General features: G+C 57.9%; 23 protein-coding genes and 1 pseudogene. 14 read left to right on the top strand and 10 right to left on the bottom strand.

What is annotated here, in order from left to right:
• Positions 1-684: 684 nt before the first annotated feature.
• A complete protein-coding gene (gene acs / locus KGA85_RS28670; RefSeq protein ID WP_223533449.1) occupies positions 685-2,640 on the bottom strand; it encodes an acetate--CoA ligase in 1,956 nt (651 codons plus the stop codon).
• 474 nt (positions 2,641-3,114) lie between these two features.
• On the opposite strand from acs, the gene KGA85_RS28660 reads away from it, so the two are divergent.
• From KGA85_RS28660 to KGA85_RS28645, 4 genes are all read left to right on the top strand, one after another.
• Positions 3,115-3,378 carry a DUF2790 domain-containing protein gene (locus KGA85_RS28660; RefSeq protein ID WP_223455782.1) on the top strand — a complete coding sequence of 88 codons (264 nt, stop codon included), beginning with the start codon at positions 3,115-3,117 and terminating at the stop codon, positions 3,376-3,378.
• 190 nt (positions 3,379-3,568) lie between these two features.
• On the top strand, positions 3,569-3,844 hold the full coding sequence (locus tag KGA85_RS28655; protein ID WP_223533447.1) for a hypothetical protein: 276 nt from the start codon (positions 3,569-3,571) through the stop codon (positions 3,842-3,844).
• A 527-nt stretch (positions 3,845-4,371) separates the two neighbouring features.
• Complete coding sequence (locus tag KGA85_RS28650) at positions 4,372-5,619, top strand: ribonucleotide-diphosphate reductase subunit beta (RefSeq protein WP_160389719.1); 1,248 nt, start codon at positions 4,372-4,374, stop codon at positions 5,617-5,619.
• 406 nt (positions 5,620-6,025) lie between these two features.
• Positions 6,026-6,523 carry a Bro-N domain-containing protein gene (locus tag KGA85_RS28645; protein WP_223455780.1) on the top strand — a complete coding sequence of 166 codons (498 nt, stop codon included), beginning with the start codon at positions 6,026-6,028 and terminating at the stop codon, positions 6,521-6,523.
• Positions 6,524-6,592: 69 nt separating this feature from the next.
• On the opposite strand, the gene KGA85_RS28640 is transcribed toward KGA85_RS28645, so the two are convergent.
• The 4 genes from KGA85_RS28640 to KGA85_RS28625 form a co-directional block, all read right to left on the bottom strand.
• Positions 6,593-7,888: an McrC family protein gene (locus tag KGA85_RS28640; protein WP_223455779.1), complete on the bottom strand. Its 1,296-nt coding sequence runs from the start codon at positions 7,886-7,888 to the stop codon at positions 6,593-6,595.
• On the bottom strand, positions 7,885-9,990 hold the full coding sequence (locus tag KGA85_RS28635; RefSeq protein ID WP_223455778.1) for an AAA family ATPase: 2,106 nt from the start codon (positions 9,988-9,990) through the stop codon (positions 7,885-7,887). Before KGA85_RS28635 ends, KGA85_RS28640 begins: the two co-directional genes overlap by 4 nt.
• A 413-nt stretch (positions 9,991-10,403) precedes the next feature.
• On the bottom strand, positions 10,404-13,907 hold the full coding sequence (locus KGA85_RS28630) for an alkaline phosphatase family protein (RefSeq protein ID WP_223543567.1): 3,504 nt from the start codon (positions 13,905-13,907) through the stop codon (positions 10,404-10,406).
• A gap of 173 nt (positions 13,908-14,080) precedes the next feature.
• A complete protein-coding gene (locus tag KGA85_RS28625; protein ID WP_223543566.1) occupies positions 14,081-15,847 on the bottom strand; it encodes a SulP family inorganic anion transporter in 1,767 nt (588 codons plus the stop codon).
• A 118-nt stretch (positions 15,848-15,965) separates the two neighbouring features.
• Here KGA85_RS28625 and KGA85_RS28620 point away from each other — a divergent pair, with 118 nt between their 5' ends.
• The 3 genes from KGA85_RS28620 to KGA85_RS28610 all read left to right on the top strand — a co-directional run bounded on the left by KGA85_RS28620 (position 15,966) and on the right by KGA85_RS28610 (position 17,630).
• The gene (locus KGA85_RS28620) at positions 15,966-16,931 is read left to right on the top strand and encodes a hypothetical protein (protein ID WP_223543565.1); all 966 of its coding nucleotides are present in this window, start codon (positions 15,966-15,968) and stop codon (positions 16,929-16,931) included.
• A 119-nt stretch (positions 16,932-17,050) separates the two neighbouring features.
• Positions 17,051-17,368, top strand: a complete 318-nt coding sequence (locus KGA85_RS28615; protein WP_046042301.1) for an XRE family transcriptional regulator — start codon at positions 17,051-17,053, stop codon at positions 17,366-17,368.
• A 10-nt stretch (positions 17,369-17,378) separates the two neighbouring features.
• Complete coding sequence (locus tag KGA85_RS28610) at positions 17,379-17,630, top strand: XRE family transcriptional regulator (RefSeq protein ID WP_223455774.1); 252 nt, start codon at positions 17,379-17,381, stop codon at positions 17,628-17,630.
• A 61-nt stretch (positions 17,631-17,691) separates the two neighbouring features.
• On the opposite strand, the gene KGA85_RS28605 is transcribed toward KGA85_RS28610, so the two are convergent.
• A complete protein-coding gene (locus tag KGA85_RS28605) occupies positions 17,692-18,750 on the bottom strand; it encodes an MBL fold metallo-hydrolase (RefSeq protein ID WP_223455773.1) in 1,059 nt (352 codons plus the stop codon).
• Positions 18,751-18,965: 215 nt separating this feature from the next.
• On the opposite strand from KGA85_RS28605, the gene KGA85_RS28600 reads away from it, so the two are divergent.
• Positions 18,966-19,577 carry a TetR/AcrR family transcriptional regulator gene (locus tag KGA85_RS28600; RefSeq protein WP_223455772.1) on the top strand — a complete coding sequence of 204 codons (612 nt, stop codon included), beginning with the start codon at positions 18,966-18,968 and terminating at the stop codon, positions 19,575-19,577.
• A 125-nt stretch (positions 19,578-19,702) separates the two neighbouring features.
• On the top strand, positions 19,703-20,236 hold the full coding sequence (locus KGA85_RS28595; protein WP_223455771.1) for a DUF1003 domain-containing protein: 534 nt from the start codon (positions 19,703-19,705) through the stop codon (positions 20,234-20,236).
• Positions 20,237-20,242: 6 nt separating this feature from the next.
• On the opposite strand, the gene KGA85_RS28590 is transcribed toward KGA85_RS28595, so the two are convergent.
• A complete protein-coding gene (locus KGA85_RS28590) occupies positions 20,243-21,184 on the bottom strand; it encodes a LysR family transcriptional regulator (protein WP_223455770.1) in 942 nt (313 codons plus the stop codon).
• A gap of 15 nt (positions 21,185-21,199) precedes the next feature.
• Between KGA85_RS28590 and KGA85_RS28585 the strand changes: the two genes are divergently transcribed.
• The gene (locus KGA85_RS28585) at positions 21,200-21,907 is read left to right on the top strand and encodes a CTP synthase (RefSeq protein WP_223543564.1); all 708 of its coding nucleotides are present in this window, start codon (positions 21,200-21,202) and stop codon (positions 21,905-21,907) included.
• Entirely contained in the window at positions 21,904-22,227 is a 324-nt protein-coding gene (locus tag KGA85_RS28580; protein ID WP_223455768.1) for an antibiotic biosynthesis monooxygenase family protein, read from the top strand. The genes KGA85_RS28585 and KGA85_RS28580 overlap by 4 nt, the downstream gene beginning before the upstream one ends.
• Positions 22,228-22,384: 157 nt before the next feature.
• Here KGA85_RS28580 and KGA85_RS28575 read toward each other — a convergent pair whose 3' ends face one another.
• On the bottom strand, positions 22,385-22,711 hold the full coding sequence (locus tag KGA85_RS28575) for a DUF2025 family protein (protein WP_223455767.1): 327 nt from the start codon (positions 22,709-22,711) through the stop codon (positions 22,385-22,387).
• A 211-nt stretch (positions 22,712-22,922) separates the two neighbouring features.
• Here KGA85_RS28575 and KGA85_RS28570 point away from each other — a divergent pair, with 211 nt between their 5' ends.
• On the top strand, positions 22,923-24,056 hold the full coding sequence (locus tag KGA85_RS28570) for a glycerophosphodiester phosphodiesterase (protein WP_223455766.1): 1,134 nt from the start codon (positions 22,923-22,925) through the stop codon (positions 24,054-24,056).
• 207 nt (positions 24,057-24,263) lie between these two features.
• The gene (locus KGA85_RS28565) at positions 24,264-24,569 is read left to right on the top strand and encodes a PepSY domain-containing protein (protein WP_223455765.1); all 306 of its coding nucleotides are present in this window, start codon (positions 24,264-24,266) and stop codon (positions 24,567-24,569) included.
• 33 nt (positions 24,570-24,602) lie between these two features.
• Here KGA85_RS28565 and KGA85_RS28560 read toward each other — a convergent pair.
• Positions 24,603-24,818 (bottom strand): annotated as a pseudogene (locus tag KGA85_RS28560) (integrase core domain-containing protein); the annotation flags it as partial.
• Positions 24,812-25,036, bottom strand: a complete 225-nt coding sequence (locus tag KGA85_RS28555) for a hypothetical protein (RefSeq protein ID WP_223455798.1) — start codon at positions 25,034-25,036, stop codon at positions 24,812-24,814. The gene KGA85_RS28555 and the pseudogene KGA85_RS28560, both read right to left, overlap by 7 nt.
• Positions 25,037-25,082: 46 nt before the next feature.
• Between KGA85_RS28555 and KGA85_RS28550 the strand changes: the two genes are divergently transcribed.
• Positions 25,083-26,105, top strand: coding sequence for a transporter (locus KGA85_RS28550; RefSeq protein WP_223455764.1), 1,023 nt, complete (start codon positions 25,083-25,085; stop codon positions 26,103-26,105).
• The last annotated feature ends 81 nt before the right edge of the window (positions 26,106-26,186 follow it).

Here is a 26,186-nt window from a genome sequence, read left to right as displayed (position 1 = left end):
TAAAGGGCAAAAACGGCAGAGTGAGCAACAGCCCAATATGCGAGTGAGTGGAACCGGAAAGCAGTGCTGCGTCCTGGGAAGCGGGTGTTGAAATTCAACACGAGCAACGACGAGCGAGTGATCGGCATTCTAACGACAGGCCCGAGGCCGATATTTCTTCAATGCGACAACTAATTACAGAAGCACCGAGAAAGCCGTTTTAGCGCGTTGACAGCCCTGCAAAATCATGCAAGAGCAAAAGACATAGAACCGATCTGTTTTGCAAATTGCGGGCCTATTATTGGCAAACCCTTCTAATCCGGCAAGCGTAGCGTGGGTTCTTATTTTTCAGCGGTGCTTTTTACACCCCGATGTGGGGCTTGGCGTTTCCCAATGCCCCGTGTTGAAGCGATGCGGTTACACATTCAGTAACCTGAAAGAACGCAGGTAACAGTAGGAAAATGCCGACAGAGTATCCCGATAATTATTGGTAGATGTTGCTTCGACGCATGGCAGATCGCCTTCGCGAGCAAGCCCGCTCCCACAGGTTTTGTGGTGTGGTTCAGATCGCCTATACACCGCAAATCCCTGTAGGAGCGAGCCTGCTCGCGATGAGGCCAGCCCAGGCAACACATAAACCCAGGCACAAAAAAGCCCCGCCAGGCTCAACACCTGACAGGGCTTTCAGTGACTCAGAACCAGCGCTTACGCGACATTCATGGTCTTGTGCGTATCAATCAAATGCTGCACCACACTCGGATCAGCCAGGGTGGATATATCGCCCAACCCATCATATTCAGCCGTAGCAATCTTGCGCAGAATCCGCCGCATGATCTTGCCCGAACGGGTCTTCGGCAACCCCGGTGCCCACTGGATCACATCCGGCGAAGCAATCGGGCCGATCTCCTTGCGCACCCAGTTTTTCAGTTCCAGGCGCAGCTGCTCGTTCGGCTCTTCACCGTTTTTAAGGGTGACATAGACATAGATGCCCTGCCCCTTGATGTCGTGCGGCACACCGACCACCGCCGCTTCGGCGACTTTCGGGTGCGCGACCATCGCGCTTTCGATCTCGGCGGTGCCCATGCGGTGGCCGGACACGTTGAGCACGTCGTCCACGCGACCGGTGATCCAGTAGTAACCATCGGCATCGCGACGGGCGCCGTCGCCGGTGAAGTACATGCCACGGAAGGTCTTGAAGTAAGTGTCGACGAAGCGGTCATGGTCGCCAAACAGCGTACGCGCCTGGCCTGGCCACGAATCGAGAATCACCAGGTTGCCCTCGGCCTCGCCTTCGACGATGTTGCCCAGGTTATCCACCAGTGCCGGCACCACGCCGAAGAACGGACGCGCCGCAGAGCCTGGCTTGAGCGCGTGAGCACCCGGTAGCGGGCTCATCATGTTGCCACCGGTTTCGGTCTGCCACCAGGTGTCGACGATCGGGCAACGGGACTTGCCGACATTCTTGTAGTACCAGTCCCAGGCTTCCGGGTTGATCGGCTCGCCCACCGAACCCAACAGGCGCAGGCTGCTGCCGTCAGCACCTTCAACCGCCGCGGTGCCCGAAGCCATCATGGCGCGGATCGCGGTCGGTGCGGTGTAGAGGATGTTGACCTTGTGCTTGTCGACGATCTTCGCCACCCGCGTGATGTCCGGGTAGTTCGGCACACCTTCGAACAGCAGCGTGGTCGCGCCGTTGGCCAGCGGACCGTAGACGATATAGCTGTGGCCGGTGACCCAGCCGACGTCGGCGGTGCACCAGTAGATTTCACCCGGGCGGTAGTCGAACACGCGCTCGTGGGTCATGGCTGCGTACAGCAGGTAACCACCAGTGGTGTGCTGCACGCCCTTCGGCTTGCCGGTGGAACCCGAGGTGTAAAGGATGAACAGCGCTTCTTCGGCGCCCATCTCTTTCGGCGCGCAAACGGTGCCGGCCACTTTCATCAGGTCCTCGAACCAGATGTCGCGATGCTGGTTCCACTTGATGTCGCCACCGGTGCGCTTGCACACGATGACTTTCTGGATGCTGCTGGTTTCCGGGTTGGTCAGCGCGTCGTCGACGTTGGCCTTGAGCGGGATCCTCTTGCCGGCACGAACGCCTTCGTCAGCGGTGATCACCACTTTGGATTTGCAGTCGATGATGCGACCGGCCAGGGCTTCCGGCGAGAAACCGCCGAACACCACCGAGTGAATCGCGCCGATCCGGGTACAGGCCAGCATGGCGACCACGGCTTCGGGGATCATCGGCATATAGATCGTCACCACGTCGCCGCGGTGCACGTCCTGGCCACGCAGGGCGTTGGCAAACTTGCACACTTGCTCGTGCAGCTCGCGGTAGGTGATGTGGCGGCTTTCGGCAGGGTCATCGCCCTCCCAGATGATCGCGACCTGATCACCGCGCTCGGCCAGATGACGGTCGAGGCAGTTGTAGGAAACGTTCAGGGTGCCGTCGGCGAACCACTTGATGTCGACATGGTGATCATCGAAGGAAGTCTGCTTCACCGTGGTGAAAGGCTTGATCCAGTCGAGGCGCTTGGCTTGCTCGCGCCAGAAGCCGTCCGGGTTGACGACCGACTGCTGGTACATGGCCTTGTAGGTCGCCTCGTCGGTCAGCGTGTTAGCCAGAACCTCGGGACGAACGGGATACAGGGAAGCCGCACTCATCTTTCTTACCTCGGTGGAATAGTTGTTTTTGTATGACCACGTTTTAGCCGGGCCGGGCCTATAGAACCATTCGACGATGGTAGTAACAAGCCCCTACAAAATGTCATGAAAAACCTTCAAACCCACTACCGCCGCGGTACCCGTGGGAGCGAGCTTGCTCGCGATGGTCGTCAACGATAACGCGCCCAACCTGACACCCCGCGGCGCCCTCTGGCTCATCGCGAGCAAGCTGGCTCCTACAAAAGAAGAGGCTATTTGGGGATTGTTACAGGATCCGTCAAAGGTGTTTATCAAAACCACGTCTATATGAACGTATCCCCCGCCTCTAAAATCTGCCACGCCAACAAGGCAACCTGATTAACCAAGTTGCAGCCCCCACGAAGGCAGTTAATCAAACACCCAGGTACTGAAGCTCCACACGCAATCCCAAAAGGATTGCGTGCCCCCTCTCGACCTTTAAAAGGTAAATATCAAATGAAAGCTTTATGGGTTCTGGCCCTCAGCAGCGTGTGCGTAACCGCCATGGCCGGCGAGGTCCCGACTGATGTCGCCCAGCAACAACCACCCATTGAGGAATACACTTACTCGATGAATCTGGACATCGCCAAAGTGATCTCCATGAGCGAAGCCCCGAACGTGTGTGAAGTTGTACCCATGAAAATGGAATACGAAGACTCCAACGGTCAACGGCATATCCTGCGTTACAGCGCGATGGGCAATGGCTGCTCTAACGGCTGATCCCCTGCTTCACCCCTCCCCCAATAAGGTTCGACCCACCCGCCTCGATCAGGCAGATGAAGCGCCGAACCTTAATGATCGATTAAATCGATTGCTTTAAGCATTTATTTGCGCTTTTTAATCGAAATAGTCGACGTAGTATCAACTGCAACCCAAGACAAACAACGCTTACGAAACTGGAGCAACGACCATGAAAACCCAACTGATCCTCGCCCTGACCCTCTCCGTCCTGGCTGCCAACACCTTCGCTGCCGATGGTTACGACCGCACCGGCTCGGCTGCTTACACCAGCGAAGCAACTGTCGCTTCCGACGGTTACGACCACACCGGTTCAGCGTCCTTCGCAGCCGATGGCGCAGACCACATAGGCGCAGGCAAACTGGCTTCCGATGGCGCTGACCACACTGGCGCCGCCCGCCTCGCCGCCGATGGTGCCGACCACATCGGTGCTGGTCGCCTGAGCTGATCCGCCAGCGTGACTTCACAGCCCGACTTCGGTCGGGCTTAGTTGTGTCTGGAGCCTGAGAAAACCCCACCGAAACACAAGATGTAGTAAAAAAAGCCTTTTTTGGTTATTTCTTGAGCAAAAATAATCCAGGGCAAAAAATCATGAAAAAAAATCTTCCCCCGCCAACATCGTTCAAAGCCCTGTAAACCCTCACTCCGACCGAAAAACGGCCCCCGTCGACCGATCCGTGAGCCATTTCGCCGCACCACAGCACGCAAAACTTCCCTATAATGCGGCCTTAAACGGGCCTGCAATATTCCCTTACAGGGATGAAAAGCCAGTCTGAAGCCCCGCACAAGCGATCAAAGCTTGCTGCGCCCATCAGTGGCTCTCGGAACCCCGTACAAAATTCTGTTTGATGCCTGCGTATAGCTGCTGCAAAAAACGATTCCTTTAGATCCAACGCGGCCAGTAAGGCTGTGTGAAAAACCGACCTATCCAATTTCACACGGGCACACTGGCCCTCACGCAGGAGACGACACGTCATGCTGAGCTGGGACGAATTCGACAAAGAAGACACGGAAGTAGCAGTCAAGAGCGCCAACGCTGGCCATGCCACCGAAGCCAACATGGACCGTCTCGACAGCGCTGGCGGTGCCGCCGCCCTGGAAGCCCGTGCCGTGACCGCCGCTGACTCCGCCGCCGTTGCCCGCGCCAAAGCCGCCCTGGATTCCCTCGACGTCGCCGAAGGCCTCGCCGAACTCGAAGGCGCCTCCGCCCGTGTCGCCGTTGACGAAAAGCGCATGATCAACTGCCGCGCCGACCTCAACCAACTCGTACCCTTCAAGTACGACTGGGCCTGGCAGAAGTACCTGGACGGCTGCGCAAACCACTGGATGCCGCAAGAAGTCAACATGACCGCCGACATCGCCCTCTGGAAAGACCCGGAAGGCCTGACCGACGACGAGCGCCGCATCGTGATGCGCAACCTCGGCTTCTTCTCCACCGCCGACTCCCTGGTTGCCAACAACCTGGTCCTGGCCGTGTACCGCCTGATCACCAACCCGGAATGCCGCCAGTACATCCTGCGCCAGGCTTTCGAAGAGGCGATCCACACCCACGCCTACCAGTACTGCATCGAATCGCTGGCCATGGATGAAGGCGAAATCTTCAACATGTACCACGAGATCCCATCGGTCGCGAAAAAAGCCACCTGGGGCCTGAAATACACCCGCTCGATCTCCGATCCGAAGTTCGAAACCGGCACCGTCGAAACCGACAAAGAACTGCTGCGCAACCTGATCGCCTACTACTGCGTTCTGGAAGGCATCTTCTTCTACTGCGGCTTCACCCAGATCCTCTCCATGGGCCGCCGCAACAAAATGACCGGCGTCGCCGAGCAGTTCCAGTACATCCTGCGCGACGAATCCATGCACCTGAACTTCGGCATCGACGTGATCAACCAGATCAAAATCGAAAACCCGCACTTGTGGGATGCCGAGATGAAGGAAGAAGCTTCGCAGATGATTCTGCAGGGCACTCAGCTGGAGATCGAATACGCTCGTGACACCATGCCTCGTGGGGTGTTGGGTATGAATGCGGCGATGATGGAGGACTACCTCAAGTTCATCGCTAACCGTCGCCTGTCGCAGATTGGTTTGAAGGAAGAGTATCCAGGGACTACTAACCCGTTCCCTTGGATGAGCGAGATTATGGACTTGAAGAAAGAGAAGAACTTCTTTGAGACTCGGGTTATTGAGTATCAGACTGGTGGGGCTTTGAGCTGGGATTGATTCCAGAGCTTGCCGAGATTTGACGACTTGAGTCGACGAATCGAAAACCAAAAAGCCCCGATCTGATCGGGGCTTTTTTATGGAGTGGGAAAACTCTTACTCGCAATCTCAGTAGTAGCTAAATCTCCTACATGTATTCCAGCACCTTCTGTATTGAGGGCCATTCCAAGCGGCCCTAAGCTCTACTGCAGGTGCCTAAGAAACGCCCAACGTAGAAAGCTAGCCAATTGCACAGACGAGCAGTCACCCTTGGTGATTTATCGTACGGCTGTGTGAGGCTTTTGCTCGTTGGAGCTTCTTATGTCCACTCTACGCTGGGGTCAGGCCCACCAAAGTCCAAACGTAGAGGTAATGGATATGCCTGAACACAACCTTCTCGTCACTCTCCGAACCATGGAGATCGGTCATGTCTGATCTCTTTTCTGTAACAGTCTTCACCCGCCACAACCTCCCTCTCCACGCCCTTCTCCTAGAAAACCAGCCATGGTTTTGCGCCCGCGATATCGGTCGTTTGATGGGTTTCCATCTGAGTGAGCGCATGGTCAACAAACTGGACAAAGACCAACACCGCCCGTTGTGGATTGAGTATTACCGGCAACCGGAAAAGCAGCTGATGCTAAGTGAGTCCGGTGTCTATGCGCTGCTGGTCTATCACTACGCACCAGGAAATCGGTTGCTGCGTGAGTGGATCACCCATCAAGTCGTTCCGGCCTTACGTGATGCGGAGCAGTCGGGTAATTCGGATCGACCGATGTTGAGTTTGTTGGATTGGCCTGAGATGTCGCTGAGCCTGCTGCATTGGCAGGATGAGCCGTGGATTCGATTGCGGGATATGCCTTGTTTACTGCTGGGCCAGCAGCAAACGTCTTGGTGGCGGAAGGTTTCGCAGTTTTTTCTGTTTTAACAGGCTGTCGCAAAAAGGGTGCAACCTTCTGCACCCTATATTGATTTGGCCCGCAGAACATCCAATCGACTAACCACTGGCCGTCTGTAACCACTGAGATTGCAGCGGCAATCCCTCAGGCCCACCCATCAAGATGCCCTGCTCCAAATCAAATGGCAGCACCCAGAGCTTAAGTTGTGGTGCGAACTCGAACACCTGTAATGGGGCATCAAACGCAGCTTGCCTTGGGTAGATCAGCACCAACTCCCCATCACCCGATAGATATTTATGACCATAGGCGAACAACTGATAAAAATCTGATTGCTTCAACCCGTAGTTTTTATACTCTCCCGATGAACTCAGCCGCTTCCACTTTGTGTCGAGCACCCAGCTTTTCTGCTGATGGTGGATCATCAGGTCCGGCCGCAGCTGAAAGAAGTTTTCATCCCTATGCTTACACAGGTGTTCGCTGCGGGTTTGGGTGAGCAGTCGCGCATCGTGCAGCAGATCCCTATTTAGGCTCGCAGCTACATAACGCTCAAATAGCTTTTCCATAGGGAATAACAAGCTCATGCCGTGCCAATCCCCAGCGACCGCTAAAGGCATCTGTTGTTTGAGGATCAGCTCGCACCATGGTTTCACCGGTACGTAGTGCGCCATCAGTCGCTCGTTACTCCATTGCTTGAAGTCCTGCTGCACGTTACGGCTTGTAGGCACCTCTAACAACACGGTTCTTAACTCATGAGCCAGTCGCCAGTTACCAGCATCTTTTGTTGTTTTGCAGACCTGATCTAACGCGAATTTGATTAAGCGATTCTCTGGTCGGTCGGGCAAATAAATATCATGTCGTATCTGGAAATGGTGTTGTCGACCAGGGGGTTGGCGCATTTGCTTGACCACATCTAACTGACCACGAAGGAATCGCTGTTCCTCCTCCACTCGCTGGTAGTCAAAGCGTAGGCCTCGATTGATCAAGTGATCCAGAGCCAGTAAGAATCGGCCCATGACCCATTCGCTCAACGGCGCATCGAAACTCTGAAGATCCGCCGCACCGACTTCACGGGTGGGTAAATCTAGGGAAGCTTGGATCATGCGCCTCAGCAACGCTCTGCTCTGCTTGATGCAGTCCTCGCGCTCGAAATGCTTGGGAAGAATTTCAAGGCGCGTACCACAGGGTGTTTCCAATACGCCGACGTAGTTGTCGAGCTTGAGCAAACAACGGTTTTCGAGCTGGACCAGCCCCGCCCCAGCCTTGCTGAAAAAAGCACTTAACCTGCACAACCAGTCAAAGGCTGAAACCGATACCTGAGCAAGATCTAACGTCGGCATAGCGACGTGATCTGTCGTCAGCCTCGCGTATTCGCGAACCGTGACGATGGGTTTCACGCCGTCACGCCTTTCAATGCTCGGATAACTGCTACGCCAAGATGACGAGTATTAAACTCAAGACCGCTTGAATGGTGTGTTGTCAGGCCATGTTCTGCCGCAAGCTCACGCAATATAGGCCTAGAGGGACGGACGATCTTTCCCGCCTGTAGAACTTCGATTGAACCACTTTCAAGCTGACGAACCTGGATATCGCCTTTTTCAGCTTCGATAGCGTCTTGCAGCTTTGGAAGCACAGCTTGGTGATCAATGACGCCCCAATAGGACTCGATCCGAGCAAAGGCCTCTTCATTGATCATCCATTGGTTATTTTGGTTACTGAGCACCACTTGATCACCAAACAACGAATCTGGCTTGAATGGTGGCTGTTCGATAAAGCAATTCTCAGCGGCTTTACGATGATCGTTGAGCACCCATTGAATCCGCTGCCAATCTTCAAAAAAGTACTCTTGCAGCAACGGGAGAACTTGTTCACGAAAGATCTGCCCCAATCGCTCCAACGTAGGATCGCTAGCTAGCGGCATAAAATACGCGTGCCCCAAACAATGATCTCGATTTAACAGCATTTCGATTCTCTGATTCATCACCCTCAGAAGTTGGGCAATGTTGAGCTTGTCCACGGCAACGTCTTCCAGCAGCTCAGGCTTAGGCGGCATTTCGCGGAAAGTGAAACGACGGCGCAATGCGATATCTAGGCCAGACAAAGAACGGTCAGCGGTGTTCATAGTGCCAATAAGATAGACGTTGTTTGGTACGCTGAAATGCTGCTTCGAGTATGGCAGTGTCACTCTCAAAGCCTCATCGGCTCCCGCCCGCTTGGAAGGCTCAATTAACGTGATCAGCTCACCAAAGATCCGGGAGATATTGCCGCGATTTATTTCGTCGATGATGAGTACACGGGCATCATTTCGCTGAGGTATTGCCGTCACTGCCGATCGGTTGCTCGAAGCCTCCAGAAGGCGCTCAACCAAGGCGGGCAAAATATTGAGATAACCGTTGACCAAAAACGGATCAAGCTTAGTTTCCGGTATTTTTTCAAATACAAGCCTGTTGCGTATATCTGCTATCGATAAACGGCCTTCTCGCACGTAGCCTGCAAGCGTACTAAGAATGCTCATACCTATAGGCAACTGGTTACCTTTAGGTTTGCTTAACTCCACTATATCGGCAGAAGCATGGGTTACAACGTATCCAGTCCCGAAGCTTTCACCCAGCTTAAAAAGCTCATTCGGGCCAACCTCTGCGGTAGCAACCGGAGATTCAGCCCCCAGTAGTTGAGCCAGCTTACTGCGATCCATCGATCCAGAATTCAACTCGTAAAGCGTGCGTTGGGTGAATTTGCTATTCATGAGTTGATCATGTGGCAAGGATGGTTCATAAATTCTTAGCCATTTCACCGAGCGGCATTGGCCGTACTCGAACTCACGATCTTCGCTGCTTAGGCATCGGTACTCACCAGTCACCTCACCAATCGCCCGAAACTTCGTATTTCCTTCGGTCACTACTAGCAAATCGCCAATTTTCATTTTCAGCAGGAAGCTGTAAACAACGTTAATCCCATAGGCATCTTGAGGAAGAACCTCGCCTGCCTCAGCGAAGCGTTGGGCTATGTCTTCTCTGCTCTTGCAACTACTGAAATCGATGTATCCGCCATAGCCAAGCAACGCATAGTTGTTTTTTATGCACTCATCAAAAATGTACGCATCGCCTCCGTGAATGTTGCCTAATGACATCTTCCAGACGCGACGCCGCTCAATATCCATAGGCGCTGGCGCTTGCTGAGTGACTTTAGCGCTGGCAGTGGTACACAAGTTTTTGAACACACCATCTACAACGTCATAACGTAATTGCCCGTCGTCTCCGCTTTCTGCGCGCAGACCTTCAATGAAGTCCTCATAGCTGAAGCTTTGATGAAACGTGACGAACTCGACATGTCCGTCTGCGGCTAATTGATCGAAGCGCTTCTTCAACGCAGCCCGATTTTCTTTGTTGGTCTGAAGAAACTCAGGGGCAAGGATTTCTAGCGCTGCCTCGATGGTGGCGAAAGTCTTCCCGGTACCGGGGGGGCCAAACAAAATCTGGTTGAGTGCAGGCGAGGTCATCGAGTCGCTTTCCTTGGCTACGAGAGCAAAAAAGGGGCATCGCGTGGTGGCGGCTCAATCAAAGTCGGTAGGAGTTAAGGAACCAAAACCCGACCATGGAAACAGGCTACAGCCGCAGGAGATTAATCCTACAACGGTAACTACATTGCCATCACGGGTAAAGCAGTACAGAGAGGCGAATCTGCTACGGAGATTAGAAGCATTCGACCGCCGATCATCAAACAGTCGTTCTGCGGAGCGAACTCCACTTAGGGACTCGGTGGCGGACTTTGTTTATGCGACTTATTCACCTACGCCATCGCGAGCAAGCTCGCTCCCACAGGGGGTCTGTGGTCGGCTTGGGAAAGTTGGTGCTATCAGGGCCTCAGAATTTTCCTGCGGCCCTTTTCTCTACCCGCGACACCGCTAAAACCTCACCTCCCCAACCCACTAATCCGCCACGGACAAACCGCCGCCCTCACCCCACTCGGCCCAACAATCTCCGGCGTCTGCCCCAACGACCTCGCACTCAACACACTCCCCACCCGCTCAATCAACTGATCAAACCCCAACGTCGCATCCTCCTGATGCAATTTGCGCAGTTGCTCAACCAAGGCATAAGTGAAGGCCCCATAGCTGTTCGACCCCACCTCATACTCATTGGCCTTTTCGTTTTCCCTCGCGGCATAGAGCATCAGGGGCATGTAGGGGCCGTGGTGGCCGTAGAGCTTTCCCTGACGCAGCAGTTGGGCTTTTTTCTCGGGGCGCAGGCCCGTGGCGGCGCCTTGGGTGGTGCGGGTGCGGGTGAGGCCGCGGGTTTTGTTGTCTTGTTCGCTGAAGTCGCGGCGGTCGGTGTCGACGGCGTAGACGCGGCGGTCCCAGTCGCCTGCGTAGGGATCCCAGCGCAACATGCGGTGGCGGATGTCGCTGGGTGGGGTGATGCCACGCACGCGGCCGTTGCCGCGGGTCATGCCGCCGGCGTAGCAGCAGTCGAACATGACGGTGAGTTTGGCGCCGTGGCCGTCCGGGTCGAATGGCAGGTGGCTGTAGAACTGGCGGAACAGTTTGTCGGTGAAGTGGGTGCTTTCATCGTCCCAGTCGAAGTCGTGGAGCACCAGGGTTTCGTCCATGCAATCGGCTTCGCCGCTGCTGCTGTAGACCGGCAGTTGAGTGCCGTGGCCGGAGTAGAACAGCACGCGCTCGTCCCCGGCGCGGGCGCCTTCCACCAGCCATTCGAGGCGCTCGACGAAGTTGGCCCGGGTCGCTCGAGCGTCGTGCAGCAAACGGATGTCGCCGGCGTCGTAACCGCTTTCCTGGAGCATGCGGCTGATCAGGTAGGTGTCGTTGATGCAGCCGTCGAGGCGTGCGCTCGGGTCGGGGTAATCGTTGATGCCGACCACCAGGGCGCGACGTTTGCGTTGGCCGCTGCGGGACAGGAATGCGGGTACTTCCAGTGCGCGTGCGGCCACCACGTCGCGGGCCAGTTGCGGCCACAGGCCGGTCTGGCTGGTGGGTGACGACAAGTAGGCCTGGGCGGCGTGATTGAGGTCGAGCAGGTCATCGCGCAATGGCAAGGTGAATTCGGTTTGCAGGTCGACTCGCGCGGAATCCGGCGAGGTGATCGGCCGGGTCAGCAAGCCGTCGTTGGGGTTATGGAGATGGAACCAGCGGCGGATGCCTCGGCCGTTTTCACTCAGGCGCAGGACCCGCCCGCCCCACACTTCGCGCATCACCAGCGGCAGTGCGATTGGTGAGCCGAAGCTGACGAACACTCGGCCGTCGATGCGCTTGAGCGACGCCCCTTTTTTCGCCACCGAACGGCGCAGGGCGTCGTAGCCGATCAGGCTGCCCAGGCCTTGGGCGAAGATGATCTGCGGATTGAATGCCTCGATCTTCGCCAGCAGATGTTGAGTCAACTCAGTGCGTAACTCGGCGTCTTCGATCCATTGCACGAGGGCGCCCACCGTGGTGCGCAACATCTGGTTGACCGGCAGGCCCCAACTGCCGAAATTCTCATCGGCCTTGCCCCCGGCATCGGCCCTCAGCATCGCCAGGCCTCGGGTGATCTGGGCGAAGTCCGGTCCTTCCTTGAGTTGCTCATCGAAGCACAGAACGTCGATGTCCTGGTCATCGATGGGGCGACCGTTCTGTGCCAGTTGAGTGCGGATCAAGGTGCGCCATTGCTCCTGCCAGTTCGCGTCGATGCCGCCCTGCCCGCCCGTTGTCCGGCTGAACCCGACACCGGGCAGGCACAGGACGCGCAGCCGCGTTGGTGCGACCTCCGCTCCCGGCTCGACCAAGGCTTTGCTGGCCGGCGCCGCAACCGGAGGCACCGTTTGCCCTTGGGCGGTGACCATCAAATCCTGCAGGCGCCGCAGTTTTGCCTCCAGGCTGTCCGCACTGGGCGCGGCCGGCGTAAGCGCAGCCTGACCTGGATCAGCCAAGGCTCGGCTGCGGTTGCCAAGAAAACCGCTGACCCACTGGGCGCTGCTCTTCCAGATCTGCTCGGGATCGAGGCCGTCGAGGTAACCGGTGGCGCTGTCCACCACCTGTCGACTTTGAGTCGCCAGTTCGGACTCGATCAATGGCAACCCGGCGCGACTCGGCACCACGGTGGCCGCCAATGTCGGCGCAGCCGTTACGCTCGGCGCGGCACGCCAGATGGGGGCATTGCCGAAGTGTTGTGCCGCGATCACCCGTGGGCCGAGGGCACTGCGCGGCACCTTGAAGTGATCGCAAAGAAAGGCCAGCAAACTAGTGTGATCGTAGTGCTGCGCCTGGACATCGCCCGTCCAGGGGATCAAGCCTGGCTTGAGCCACGGCGAAGCCAGGATCGCCGGTACACGCACGCCGAGGCGGGTGAAGGGATTTTTCCAGGGCACATCGACCGTTGAACCGGTCGCCACGCAAGTTGGCGGCACCACGTGGTCATGGAAGCCGCCATGTTCGTCGTACAGCAGCACGAACAGGGTTTTGTTCCAGGCAGCGGTATTGGCCGACAAGGCATTGAACACCTCACCGACAAACTGATCGCCAAAGCGCAAATCTTCAGGTGGATGATGGGACACGTTTGGTCCGAGCTTACCGTTGAGCAGGCCATAGCTCGGCTCGATCCAGGACAGTTTGGGGAGTTTGTTACCGGCGACGTCTGACTTGAAGTCGTCGATGCTCAGGTGCTGCAAACCACCCTTGACCAGCGCCGCCAACGGGACGGCGCCATCGGAGTAAATGCGTGCGTCATGGCCGTTGTTGCGCAGCAGCGAAAAAATGCTCTCGCCACCGAACTGTGCGATCAGGCTTTTGATGCCGGCCAGTACCGTGCCGGTGGAAGGCATCAGCAGGTGACCATTGCAACTGCCGAGCATGGCAAAAAAGCGGTTCGGCCAGGTCGGGCCTGGTACCGAGGAAAACCAGCGGTCGCACACGGTGAAATTGCGCGCCAGCCCGTGGATGGCCGGCAGCGTATCCTTCGCGGGCGTAGCGCCGAACGGGATGTAGTTCATCGCCCGCTGGGCCATGGATTGCGACCAGGTTTTGTACACCTTCAGGTCGGTGCGGGCCTTGTCGTAGGCGTCCTGGGCAAAACCCTTGAGCGTGGGGTTGGCCGGACTGGTCTTGAAGGAGACGCCCAGTTGTTTCTCCACGTTGACGAACTCGTGGCCAAGATCGAAACCCTCACTGTTGCCCGGCGGCAGTGCCGGAGGCAGAGGGGGCGGCGGCGCCCACAGGCTGTAGTTCTCCGGAAACTCCGATGCCTGGGTGATAACCGTCGAATTGCCATTGGCCAGCTTCAGCGGGTTGGTGCTGGGCGCCTTGCGGTTGATACCGTCACACGCGGGATTGATGCTTGTGTAATCCCCCAGCAAATGGTCGAACGACCGGTTTTCCATCATCAGCACGACAACGTGCTCAATCCCGGCGGGCCAGTTGTTCGGCATGGTGCACTCCTTGCTGTGAAGTCTCGATTTCGACCTCTCGGGTTTCACGGCAATCAAGGCTTGGACGGCTGGACAGTCCGCTTGGCCCGGCACTTGCCCATGAGGCATGCGGCGATTCGATCTGCCAGACAACGCTAGTCAGGCGATGAGGGCTTGTCCAATGGCGGGAGCACCTATCCTTTCACCCAATCCACCGAATACATCGCAACATAGCTATCCACAGCCGTCCCAATCGTTGGAAAAAACGCCGTCTCCCCCAACCGCGCAAACAACCCGAACCGCTTGAGCTTGTCCTTGACCGGGTCTTTCATCTCGGCAATGCACAACTCGATACCCGCCGCGTGCAGGGAGTCGTCCAGTTCGGCGAGCATGTCGGCGGAGGTCACGTCGACGCTGGTGACTGGTTCTGCGGCGACCACCAGCCAGCGCACGGGCGTGGGCGATGCCGCCACGGCGTCCAGTACTCGGTCGCTGAACAGCTCGGCGTTGGCGAAAAACAAGGGTGCATCCCAGCGAAACAGGACCAAGCCGGGTATCAGCCGCGCGTCGGGGTAGCGTTTGATGTCGTGGTAGCCCTTGACCCCGTCGGCGCGGCCCAATACCGCGGAGTACGGGCGCCAGCCATCCCAAAGGAACTCAATGACGGCAATCACGATGGCCAGGCCGATGCCCTCGATCGCGCCGAACACGGTCACGCCGACCGTACAGACAATCGACAGCCAGCATTCCCAGCGCTGGATGCGATAGATCCGGCGCAGGTCGGTGATCTCGATCAGGCCAATCGCCGAGGCAATCACGACCGCCGCCAGGGCGCTGGACGGTAAATGTTGCAGCAGGTCCGGTGCCACCACCAGCAGCAAGGCAACCGCCAGTGCGCCGACGACGCCGGTCATTTGGGTTTTGGCTCCGGCGGCCTCGGCCACGGGAGTCCGTGACGAGCTGCTGCTGATCGGGAAGCCTTGGAAAAAACCGGCCGCCAGGTTGGCGATGCCGAGGCCCACCATTTCCTGGTTCGGGTTGACGTAAGTTCGGGTCCGCGCCGCATAGACACGGGAGAGCACGCTGGTGTCGGCGAACGAGACCAGTGCAACGGCGCATCCACCGATCAAGACCGGGACGATATCGGCGCTGGTGATCCAGGGGATGGCGAATCCCGGCAAGCCTTGCGGGAGCGAGCCGAGGACTTTCACACCGGCGCGTGTCGCAAGGTCGAGTACACCCACGGCGACTGTCGCGCCTACCACGGCGATCAGGATGCCCGGCAGTCGCGGCCATCTTTTGAGTAGCAGGATCGCCGCCAGGGTGAGCCCGCCCACCGTGAAGGTGGTCCAGTTGACCTTACCCTCCATCACCGCTGAGGCGATGGCCCATAAGTCTCTCAATGGACCGTTGGACTCAATCGAAAAACCGAACAGCTTGGGCAACTGGCTGATCAATACGGTCAGTGCGATGCCGTTCATGTAGCCGTAGCGGATCGGTTTGGACAGCAGCTCGGTGATAAAACCCAGGCGCGCGATACCGGCCAGGATACACACCGCTCCCGAGACGATCGCCATCATTCCCGCCAGGGCGACCGCACGCTGCGGGTCGCCGCCGGAGAGTGGCAGGATGACTGCAAGGATGACGGCCACCAGGGAGGAATCCGGCCCCATCACCAGAATTCGGCTGGGGCCGAACAAGGCATAGAACAGCAGCGGAACGATGGTCGCGTAGAGGCCATAAATACCGGGCACGCCCGAAGCCACCGCATAGGCGATACCGACGGGCACCAGCATCGTGGTCAGCACCAGGCCGGCCACGAAGTCGTAACGCAACCATGCCGGTTGGTATTCGCGCAGCATGCCCAGCCCCGGTAGCCAGCGGCGCCAACCGGTCTGTTCATCCCGGCGGGCTATCCGGCCCGGCTCCGGGAGAGGGGGCGAAGCATCTGAATGGCTCATAAACCGCTCTCTTTGATGGACTGTGCAGACTCGGCGATATCGAAGTGATCTGAGTGTAGCTATTGCTTCGAATGCGCCATCACTGGAAGCTGTTCACCTAAAGGACTTGGAACCCGACATGAAATTCGACCTCGCCTACTGCCTCAGTCTCAACGACAAGTTGTCGATCTACGACGTGCGGGATCTGAATTTCGACGAGACGATGGATTTCGACTCCGCCAGGGAACACTTCCAGTGCCCCAACGATGCCTGTCGCCTGGCGTTCGATGCGGCCAATGAGCTGGGCACGTTCAACGCCAAGAACGTGAATTACGTGCGCACGCCGCACTTCAAGAACCTGCCGAGTACGCGGCATGTCGAGGGCTGTCCTTATGTCAGCTTGAAGACGCCGGCGTCGGGTGTGGATGAGGCGGAAACGGATGACAGTCGCGAGGAAAATTTCCCGTCGGAATTGTTACTGACTCGGCGCGAATATATGCGTAAGCCGTCCAGTCCGGTGGTGATTGCCGATGTGCTTCGGGATGAGCCATTGGCGCCTAAGGCGGCTAGTAATGTCGATCAACCGAGCAGGGAATCGGCCCCGGACAAGACCAGCGTCTTTGCCCATCCAGTGGAGTGCTTCGTTTCAAACTTCGACGACAAGGATTTGCTCAAGCGCGTGCCGCTGAAGATTGGCGACCACACCGCGCCTTACGGGTCTTTTTTCAAGAAAATCGAATACCTGCAAGACAACAAAGGGCTGATTTACTGGGGCAAGATCAAGGAGATCAAGGACTACACCCAGAGCTTTCGCATCGATTTCGAGAAGAAGGTCTGGTTCGAGAAAAAGCCTTACTCGGTCAATGTCTACCTGAGCAAGAAGCTCATAGACAGCTACCGCAAGCGCAAGGCGTTCCTGGAGGAGCTCAAGCACGCCATCGAGAGCGGGCGGGAGTTGTACTGCTTCTTTTATGGCGTAACACCCGAACTGAAGCAGGTGCCGAGCAAGAAAACCCCCGAGCAGACGTTCGGGGTGTTCAGCGCCAACATTGAAAACCTGGATCACTTTATTGTGCGCGAAGCGCCGGGGTTGGCGGGCAAATAAGCGCAGTGCCGTTCGTCTGGCTGAAAAGAAAAATCAAAAAATGCGTTTGATCCGGGCTCAAAACAACTGTACAAAAACACAGTATATTTTGACCTACACTCTCGAGCCCGGAGAACACCATGGCCTCTCAAGCGATGAAAATCACCCTGGAACGTATCGCCCTCTTCCAATTCACCCCGGCCCACTGCGCCCAGGCCCGAGCGATGCTGGGCTGGAGTGTGCAAGAGCTGTCGCGGGAGTCCCGGGTCTCGGTGGATGCCATTCAACGCTTCGAGGCACGCCAGGAGGTGCTGGATGTCACGCGCCTGGCGCTGGCCTATCGGTTCGAATCGGAGGGGTTGGTGTTCTTCCCGGGGTTTGCGCCGGGTCGAGGGATGAATGTGAAGGGGTCGACGCCGAACCCGGTTGGGCGGGCGGATTTTGCGATGGTGGAGTGAGGGTCAACAGATGAACGAAATCGACGATGGCGATAACTGCGTTTATCAGGCACTGGGCATTCCCGATGCTGGTGATATGCGGGCCAAATCTGAATGCGTTATGAAGATTGGCCTTCTGCTGGAAAGCGGTCGGTTGAGTAAGACTGATGCTGCGCAGAAGCTCGGATTATCTGCCGAAGAACTAAACGAAATACTTCGAGGGAAGTTTCGCGACCTGAGCGTGGCAAAGATCTCGGGGTTCCTTGAGCAGTTAAAGAACTAGCGTGGCTAACTGATTTAGTTGAGCTCCCAAGCCGGTCCGCAGACCGGCCGGGATCACAACTTTACGCGTTCTGCACCAGCACCCGCTCACTCTCCCCTTCCACCGTCAGCCACCACGCCCCACCACGCTGCGGATGCATCAAGTTGAACGCCTCGCCCATCTGCGGCGTGGTTATCGATACGTTGCGCTCCCAGGCCAGGGCCAGGATGCGGTCGAAGGGTTCGTACCAGGCGTGCATCGACAGGTCGAAGGTGCCGTTGTGGATCGGCAGTAACCAGCGGCCCTTGAGGTCGAGGTGGGCTTGCAGGGTTTGTTCGGGTTGCATGTGCACGTGCGGCCAGTCGACGTTGTAGGCACCGGTTTCCATCAGGGTCAGGTCGAATGGGCCGTACTGTTCGCCGATGCGTTTGAAGCCGTCGAAGTAGCCGCTGTCGCCGCTGAAGAAGAGGCGTGTGTCACCGTCGATCATCACCCACGAGGCCCAGAGGGTGCTGTTGCTGTCGAACAGACCACGGCCGGAAAAGTGCTGCGACGGGGTGGCGATGAACTGGATGCCATCGACTTCCGTGCCTTGCCACCAATCCAGTTGGCGGACTTTGCTGGCGTCGATGCCCCACTTGATCAGGGTGTCGCCTACGCCCAGCGGGGTCAGGAAGTATTTGGTCTTGTCCGCGAGCTTCAGCACGGCCGCATGATCCAGGTGGTCGTAGTGGTCGTGGGACAAGATCACCGCTTCAATCGGTGGCAATTCTTCCAGGCTGATCGGTGGCTGGTGGAAACGCTTGGGGCCGGCCCATTGCACGGGCGAGGCACGCTCGGCGAAGACCGGGTCGGTGATCCAGAACTTGTCGCGCAGCTTGAGCAACACCGTGGAGTGGCCCAGGCGATAGACGCTGTGGTTGGGCGCAGCAATCAGCGCGGCTTGAGTCAGGGCTTGCACCGGGACGGGCGCGCTCGGGCGGGTGTTTTGCGGTTTGTGGAACAGCACGTTCCACAGGATGCCCATGGTTTTGCCAAAGCTTAAACGCTGAACCGGCGTGAAGTTTTGATACTGCCCTTGAGCCTGTCGGGACGCTTCAGGTGTGGAGGCGTTGTCCGCCGGGGAGTTTGAATTGGCCATGACTGAATGACTCCAGAAAAACCGCACATATCACGATTTTCCGCTTTGGGACGATAAATGGCCAAGGCACGCACGCATCAGCCGGACTTTCTATTTTTGCTGGGCAGGATTAACAAAACATTACACTGCACAGTGTAGTTTCTAGGTTGCATCAAAGTCGATGACAAGTAAACTACCGAGTGTAATTTCCCCTCTCTTCCTGCCGAAGCGTACTTATGACAGCTCCACAGCGCCTCACCGACCGAAAACGCCAAGCGATCATTCAAGCCGCGATCAACGAATTCCGTGACAACGGTTTCGAGATCACCAGCATGGACAAGATTGCTGCCACTGCCGGTGTGTCGAAGCGCACGGTGTACAACCACTTTCCCAGCAAGGAAGAGTTGTTCGCCGAGATCCTCAATCAGTTATGGATCCGGGTGACGGCAGAACAGGAAACGGCCTACCGTCCCGACCTGCCGTTGCGCGATCAACTGCGCGTGTTGCTGATGGCCAAGCTGCAAATGTTGGGCGATGACAATCTGCTCGACCTGGCACGGGTGGCCATTGCGGCAACGATTCATTCCCCAGAGCGGGCACAGAACATGGTGGCCCGAATGGGCGCGCGCGAAGAGGGACTGACGGTGTGGATTCGGGCCGCTCAAGCGGATGGCCGATTGAAGGCCGTGGCTCCCGAATTCGCCGCTCAACAGATCCATGGCCTGCTCAAGTCCTTTGCATTCTGGCCACAGATTTCCATGGGGCAACCCGGCTTGTCAGCCAAGGAGCAAAACACGGTGGCGGATTCCGCGCTGGACATGTTTCTGGCCTGCTATCAGGTGCAATAAATGACAAGGTCGACGGCGGTGTCGAAGGATTGATGGCGCTGACTTGAATGGCGCGATGTGTTTCAGAATGAAACTGGCGCTGAGGCTATAGTGAGCCTCAGTCCCAGCGCCAAACAGAGAGCATCATGACCAGCACGAGCCACGAAACCGTCGCCCCCGTCGATCACCTGCGTTTCCATCGCCCTCATGCCCACCTGGCGCCGACCTTTGGCAATGACAAGTTTGCCCTGCGCGCCGAAGCCTTTGCGCGGTTCTTCGGCACACCGACTTTTCTCGGCGCACAAACGCTGATCGTGGTGGCCTGGGTGTGCCTCAACCTGTCCGGTTTCACCCATTTCGATTTGTACCCGTTCATCCTGCTCAACCTGGCTTTCAGCCTGCAATCGGCCTATGCCGCGCCATTGATTCTGTTGGCCCAGACTCGCCAGGCTGCGCGGGACAAAGCCCAATCCGATGCCGATGCGCAACACCGCGAAGCGCTGGCGACCGCCAACAGTGAGCGACAGGCGCAAGCCGCGAAAAACACTGCGCAACTGCTGGAGTTGCTTGAGCAGAACACCCGCCTCACGGAAATGACCAAGGCCCTCACCGAGCGCATCGAAAACCTGACCACGGAAATGCATCAGCACTTCGTGCGCAAGGATGAGCCGAAGGCCTGAACGGTTTCACGGCAGTTTCAGCGCCCGCCCCAACTCATCGAACAAGGTGACCACCGAGCGCAAGACGCGGCAGTCGGGACGGGTCAGCAGCCACAGCGCAGTGTCGTATCCGTGCAACGGTTCGCTCAGCGGCTGTAATCCGTCGCCGATCAAGAAGTCCGGCAACGCCGCTACACCCAGCCCCGCCCTGACCAGCTCGGTCACCGAAAGCATGCTGTTGCAACGATAGCCCGGCGTTACGCCCGGCAAGGCCTGGCGACGCCAGGTAACGGTCGGGTGATCAGGCAGAAAGTCATCCGGGGCGATCCAGGTCAATGCGGCCAGGTCAGGGGTATTGACCGATTGCAGGTATCGCTCGCTGGCACACACTCGGTAGGAAATGTCCGCCAGCCGCCGTCCCACCAGATGCTCCGGTGGCGTGCGGGTCAGGCGCAGGGCGATATCGGCATCCCGGCGGCTGAGGTTGGCAAAATCATTGGACGTGCTGAGCTCGAGGGTCAGCGCCGGATAGTTCGGCATGAACTGCGCCAGCGCCGGCAACAGCAAACCTTGCAGGACCGAATCGGTACAGGTCAGACGCACGATGCCGCTGATCACTTCACCGCCCTGCTCCACACCGATGCGCGCCGCCTCTAGCGCCTGCTCAGCGCGCTCGGCCTGTTCCGCCAGGGACTGCGCCAGGGTGGTGGGCAGGTAACCGGCGCGGCTTTTTTCGAACAGTTGCTGACCCAGTGCAGCCTCCAGCCGGCGCACCGCTCGAAACACCGTCGAGACATCCACCTTCAGCAGTTGCGCGGCCCGGGCCAAAGAGCCGCCGCGCACCAGCGCGAGGATCAGGGCCAGGTCCGGGTAGTCCAGTCGATAGTGCGTTGCTGCATTGATCACTTGGATAAACGCCAATATTGAGTGCGTGAACGCCAATCTATAGTGGGCACCAGCAATCAACAAGTGCAGAGGCCCCACATGGAAACCCGCCCGATTCGCATCGTCCTGATCGGCGACTACGACCCGCAAGTCACCGCCCACCAGGCCATTCCCGTCGCCCTCGAAAAAGCCGCTGAACACAGTGGCCTGAACGTGCAATGGCAATGGCTGGCCACCGATGAAATCCACGCCGAGACACCGTTGCACACATTCGACGGGGTCTGGTGTGTGCCGGCCACCCCTTACCGGAACATGGACGGTGCGCTGCTGGCGATTCGCTTTGCCCGCGAACAACGGCGACCTTTCCTCGGCACCTGTGGCGGTTTTCAACACGCGGTGCTGGAATATGCGCGCAATGTGCTGGGCTGGTCGGATGCCGAACACAGCGAGACAAATCCCGATGCAGCACGGGCGCTACTGACGCCGCTGTCGTGCGCGCTGGTGGAAGCGGTCGATACGATTGATTTGCTTGAGGGTTCGTTGCTCGCCCAGGCGTACGAAAGCGCCGAGATTCGTGAAGGCTATCGCTGTCGATATGGGGTCAATCCGCAGTTCGAAGGGGAGTTGCTCAAGCACGATTTGCACGCCGTCGGCCACGATTCGGAACAAGGGCTGCGCGCGGTCGAACTCAGCGGTCATCCGTTCTTTGTCGCGACCTTGTTCCAGCCCGAGCGGGCGGCGCTCAAGGGCGTCTTGCCGCCGTTGGTTGGCGCCTTTGTCGAAGCCTGTGCGGGGCGCTCGTCATGATCGCCGATACGCCAGCCGCGCCTTATTACGCGGTGATCTTCACCTCACTGCGCACCGAAGGTGACCAGGGTTACGCCGAAGCGGCTGCGCGGATGCTGGAACTGGCCCGTGAACAGCCGGGGTTTCTCGGCGTGGAATCGGCTCGGGGCGAGGATGGGCTTGGGATTACGGTGTCGTACTGGGACAGTGAAGCGGCGATTCTGGCGTGGAAACATCATCCTGAGCACAGTGCGATTCGCGAGCGTGGGCGCTCGACCTGGTATGCGCGGTGTCATACGCGGGTGTGCCGGGTTGAGCGGGCCTACGGGTTCAGTCTGTAAATGATGGGGTGTTCTTGAGGACGTCTTCGCGGGCAAGCCCGCTCCCACAGTGTTTTGTGTCGGGTACATGGCTTGCGTACACCCACACACCCTGTGGGAGCGGCGGTGCGGCGATCCGACTTGCTCGCGAAGAGGCCAGTCAAATCACCGCAAAAACTCAGCCCTGAACCAGGCTGCGAACCGCCGATATCTCCGGCACTTCCCGCCGGTTCATGTACACCCGCAACGGCTCGGTAATGTTGATCCGGTCATCGATGTTCTGGTCCAGCAGCAACTGAATCAATTCACGCTTGAGCATCATGGTTTGCTCGGGCCCCATGGCCCAGACGAATTCGCTGGTAGGGATGATGCCGTCGTCCGCCACGTCCATGCCAAACGAGTCTTCGCTGAAGCGCACGATGTAGTACCCGGTCTTGCGGTTGAGGCCGACGAAACCCTTGAGTTGGTCGGCAGCCTGGCAGATGAGCTGGGAAGTGATACGCATGTTAAACCCCGCAATGGTGATCGTTGGTTTGCACGCAGGGCCTGCATTTCCCTCTGCTGGGGAAATTACAGGGCCCCAGCGTACTGCAAACGGGCGCACAAAAGCGCTGACGAAAATCAGCTTTAGACAGGTTTATGTCGGTCTCGCGATAGCGCCTGCAAAGATGAGTTGTTAAAAGGGACCGCTCACTCATTGCGAAAGGATCTCGACCATGCCCGCAACCTTTACTAAAAGTGCCCTGTTACTGAGCCTGTTGCTCGGCCTCGGCCTCGGCCAGGCACAGGCCGCCAGCGAACCCGGCCCTGCGGCACTGGCGACTCGTTTGGGCATTCCGCATCCAGCGGTGATCGCCCACCGTGGCGCGTCGTTCGATGCGCCGGAATCCACCGCCGCCGCCTACAAGACTGCCCGCGACCTGGGCGCCGACTATCTGGAAATGGACCTGCAGCGCAGCAAGGATGGCGTGCTGTTTGCCCTGCACGACAACAATCTGCAACGCACCACCGACGTCGCGGCAAAATTTCCCGAGCGCAAGGACAGCCCGGCGAATGCGTTCACCATGGCCGAACTGAAAACCCTGGACGCGGGCAGCTGGTTCAATGCCGCGTACCCGGATCGCGCGCGTCCCGCCTTCGCTGGCCTGAAGATTCTGACCCTTGATGAAATCATCGACATAGCCGAGGGCAACAGCCTGCACAAGCCCGGCCTGTACATCGAGACCAAGGAGCCCAAGCAGTTCCCCGGCATCGAACACGACCTCAAGGAAAAACTTCAGGACCGGGGCTGGCTGAGCCCGACCGCTTCGAAACTGGCAAAAAGCGAGCTGGCGGTCGGCCAGGGCAAAGGCAAGGTGGTCCTGCAGACCTTCGAGAAGAGCAGCCTCGAACTGCTGCAAAAAGAGATGCCGAAGGTGCCGAAGATCCTGCTGTTGTGGGTCGGTGAAGGCAGTATCGAGCCCAAGTCCAAGGTGACATTTGCCGAGTCCGGCGAAAAGGATAAAGCCGCTTACTACGCCAAACAGCAGCCGAAGGACAAGGCCGAATTCCAGCACTGGGTCGACTACGCCAAAGCCCAGGGCGCCATCGGCACCGGCCCGTCCGCCGCACTGACCCAGGGCGGCGACCAGAGTTATTCGGACCTGGTGCAACCGTGGATGAACCGGTACACCCACGATCAGGGCCTACTGGTGCACGTCTACACCATCGATGATGCGGTGGACTACCAGAAAGTCATGGACGCCGGAGTCGACGGCATCTTCACCAATCGCGCCAGCGAGTTGTTGAAGTTCTATAAACGCCCGGCGGCGGCGAGTGTGGCGCAGGTGCTACAGAACAACGGATATTGATCCAGAATTGCGCAAAACCTGTAGGAGCGTGGCTTGCCCGCGAAGGGGTCATCAGCTTCAACATCAACGTTGACTGACACTGCGCTTTCGCGAGCAGGCTCGCTCCCACAGAAATTGATGCAGGACATGTAGAGGGTTTTAAGGGTGGATTAAGTTACACAGGCTAACCTGATCTCACTTGAACGGATCACCCAAGGAAAGAAGCCCATGAAGACCCTGACTGCTTTGTTGACCGCTGCAACCCTGACCCTAACCGTGGGCCTGGCCCAGGCCGATGTGCGGGTCGATGAGATCCCGCAACTGGTCAAGGACGGCAAGATCAAGCCGCTGGAAGACCTGAACAAGATCGCGCTGGATCTGCACCCGGGTGCAACGATTACCAAAACCGAACTGGACAACCACTTCAACGGTTACGAGTACGAGATCGAGCTGCGTGACGCCAAGAACGTCGAGTGGGATGTGGACATCGATGCCTCCAACGGCAAGGTCCTGAAGAACAAACAGGACACTTAATCTGTCTAGTCCTGAAATAGGTTTACACCTGTTTCACCCTAACGCCCGATGCACCGCATCGGGCGTTTTGTATTTCAAGGACAGGTGTGGGCGCTCCTGGTTGTAGATCAAGATCGCCTCCCGCACCATTTGCTCCGCTTGCGCCAGGTCTGTCGGCCGGTGGAGCAAGAGTTCTGTTTTCAATATGCCGTTGACCCGCTCTGCCAAGGCATTTTGGTAGCAGTCGTAGCCATCAGTCATCGTCACCCCATGCCCGTACTTGAGATCGACTGTGTACCGACTCGGTAAGCAACCCGGTACACAGTGGTTTGCATCAAGCGCTCAATGCGGCTGTTGAGTTGCGGCTCGTTGCCCTGCTGCGTGGCAAGCTCGCATAGGATGTTTTGCACATCGCGCTGACGATCTTCGAATTGCCCCAGTACTTGCGTCACAAAAAAGTCATCAGCGCTTGCGATGATGCCGCTCAAGTGAACCTGCGAAACCTGCGACAGGCGTCTCCCCTTGCGAGCCCTCATGAACCACAGCATCGATCACAGTCATCGAGACACGGATCTGTTCGGCCTGCTTTACGGTTTCAGCTTTCGCCCCGGTGAGGCCGGCCGGGAAATCAATTCCGCCGAGGCCTTGCAGTACCTGCAACAACCGGAAAGCGACGAGCAATTTCTCTGGCTGCACCTGAACCTCGCCCATGCCGCGTGCGAACGCTGGATGAAAAGTCATCTGGAGTTGCCCGAGGAATTTTTCGAGGCGCTGCACGAAGGCTCGCGCTCGACGCGCATCGAACATGTCGACTCCGCGTTGCTGGCGGTGGTCAACGACGTAGTGTTCAACCTCAGCAACATGGTCTCGTCGGATGTCTCGACGCTGTGGGTGTGCGCCCGCAGCCAATTGATCATCAGCGCACGCCTGCAACCGCTGCACTCGGTGGACAAATTACGCTCGTCGGTGAAGGCCCGGGAATGCTTTCGCTCCCCGCTGGAGTTGCTGGTGCATTTGCTGCGCGACCAAGGTGAAGTGCTGACCCAGATCGTGCGCAAGACCAGCCAGAGCGTAGATCAGATCGAAGACGAATTGCTCTCTTCGCGGCTGTCGACCAACCGCGCTGAACTGGGCGCCAACCGCCGAGTGCTGGTGCGCTTGCAACGGCTGCTGGCGCTGGAGCCTGGCTCATTGCTGCGCCTGCTCAACCGGCCGCCGCAATGGCTGCAAAAGGAAGACGTGAAGGAGTTGCGCAAATCCACCGAGGAGTTTGCGCTGATCATCAACGACCTCACGGCGCTGGGTGAGCGGATCAAGCTGTTGCAGGAAGAGATCGCCGCCAACATCAACGAACAGACCAACCGCACGCTGTTCACCCTGACGGTGGTGACAGTGCTGGCGCTGCCGATCAACATCATCGCCGGTTTCTTCGGCATGAACGTGGGCGGCATTCCGCTGGCCGGCGATCCGGAGGGTTTCTGGATCCTGGTGGCGCTGGTCGCGACCTTTACCGTGATTGCCGGGCGCTGGGCGTTTCGCAAGCAGCAGGATTACTGACCGCAGCTGGAATCTTGTGGGAGCGGGCTTGCTCGCGAAGGCGTCAGGCCAGTCAATATCAATGTTGAATGACGCACCGCC

It is taken from the genome of Pseudomonas sp. GL-B-12 (assembly GCF_019955895.1).
Classification (GTDB): Bacteria; Pseudomonadota; Gammaproteobacteria; order Pseudomonadales; family Pseudomonadaceae; genus Aquipseudomonas.
Note: the sequence above shows the minus strand (reverse complement) of the source record. Positions and strands in the feature narration are given on the sequence as shown.

Excerpts from the sequence above, each read along its gene's own strand:
- acs (WP_223533449.1), bottom strand. The coding sequence starts at position 2,640 with ATGAGTGCGGCTTCCCTGTATCCCGTTCGTCCCGAGGTTCTGGCTAAC.
- KGA85_RS28660 (WP_223455782.1), top strand. The coding sequence starts at position 3,115 with ATGAAAGCTTTATGGGTTCTGGCCCTCAGCAGCGTGTGCGTAACCGCC.
- KGA85_RS28655 (WP_223533447.1), top strand. The coding sequence starts at position 3,569 with ATGAAAACCCAACTGATCCTCGCCCTGACCCTCTCCGTCCTGGCTGCC.
- KGA85_RS28650 (WP_160389719.1), top strand. The coding sequence starts at position 4,372 with ATGCTGAGCTGGGACGAATTCGACAAAGAAGACACGGAAGTAGCAGTC.
- KGA85_RS28645 (WP_223455780.1), top strand. The coding sequence starts at position 6,026 with ATGTCTGATCTCTTTTCTGTAACAGTCTTCACCCGCCACAACCTCCCT.
- KGA85_RS28635 (WP_223455778.1), bottom strand. The coding sequence starts at position 9,990 with ATGACCTCGCCTGCACTCAACCAGATTTTGTTTGGCCCCCCCGGTACC.
- KGA85_RS28630 (WP_223543567.1), bottom strand. The coding sequence starts at position 13,907 with ATGCCGAACAACTGGCCCGCCGGGATTGAGCACGTTGTCGTGCTGATG.
- KGA85_RS28625 (WP_223543566.1), bottom strand. The coding sequence starts at position 15,847 with ATGAGCCATTCAGATGCTTCGCCCCCTCTCCCGGAGCCGGGCCGGATA.
- KGA85_RS28620 (WP_223543565.1), top strand. The coding sequence starts at position 15,966 with ATGAAATTCGACCTCGCCTACTGCCTCAGTCTCAACGACAAGTTGTCG.
- KGA85_RS28615 (WP_046042301.1), top strand. The coding sequence starts at position 17,051 with ATGGCCTCTCAAGCGATGAAAATCACCCTGGAACGTATCGCCCTCTTC.
- KGA85_RS28610 (WP_223455774.1), top strand. The coding sequence starts at position 17,379 with ATGAACGAAATCGACGATGGCGATAACTGCGTTTATCAGGCACTGGGC.
- KGA85_RS28605 (WP_223455773.1), bottom strand. The coding sequence starts at position 18,750 with ATGGCCAATTCAAACTCCCCGGCGGACAACGCCTCCACACCTGAAGCG.
- KGA85_RS28600 (WP_223455772.1), top strand. The coding sequence starts at position 18,966 with ATGACAGCTCCACAGCGCCTCACCGACCGAAAACGCCAAGCGATCATT.
- KGA85_RS28595 (WP_223455771.1), top strand. The coding sequence starts at position 19,703 with ATGACCAGCACGAGCCACGAAACCGTCGCCCCCGTCGATCACCTGCGT.
- KGA85_RS28585 (WP_223543564.1), top strand. The coding sequence starts at position 21,200 with ATGGAAACCCGCCCGATTCGCATCGTCCTGATCGGCGACTACGACCCG.
- KGA85_RS28580 (WP_223455768.1), top strand. The coding sequence starts at position 21,904 with ATGATCGCCGATACGCCAGCCGCGCCTTATTACGCGGTGATCTTCACC.
- KGA85_RS28575 (WP_223455767.1), bottom strand. The coding sequence starts at position 22,711 with ATGCGTATCACTTCCCAGCTCATCTGCCAGGCTGCCGACCAACTCAAG.
- KGA85_RS28570 (WP_223455766.1), top strand. The coding sequence starts at position 22,923 with ATGCCCGCAACCTTTACTAAAAGTGCCCTGTTACTGAGCCTGTTGCTC.
- KGA85_RS28565 (WP_223455765.1), top strand. The coding sequence starts at position 24,264 with ATGAAGACCCTGACTGCTTTGTTGACCGCTGCAACCCTGACCCTAACC.
- KGA85_RS28550 (WP_223455764.1), top strand. The coding sequence starts at position 25,083 with ATGAACCACAGCATCGATCACAGTCATCGAGACACGGATCTGTTCGGC.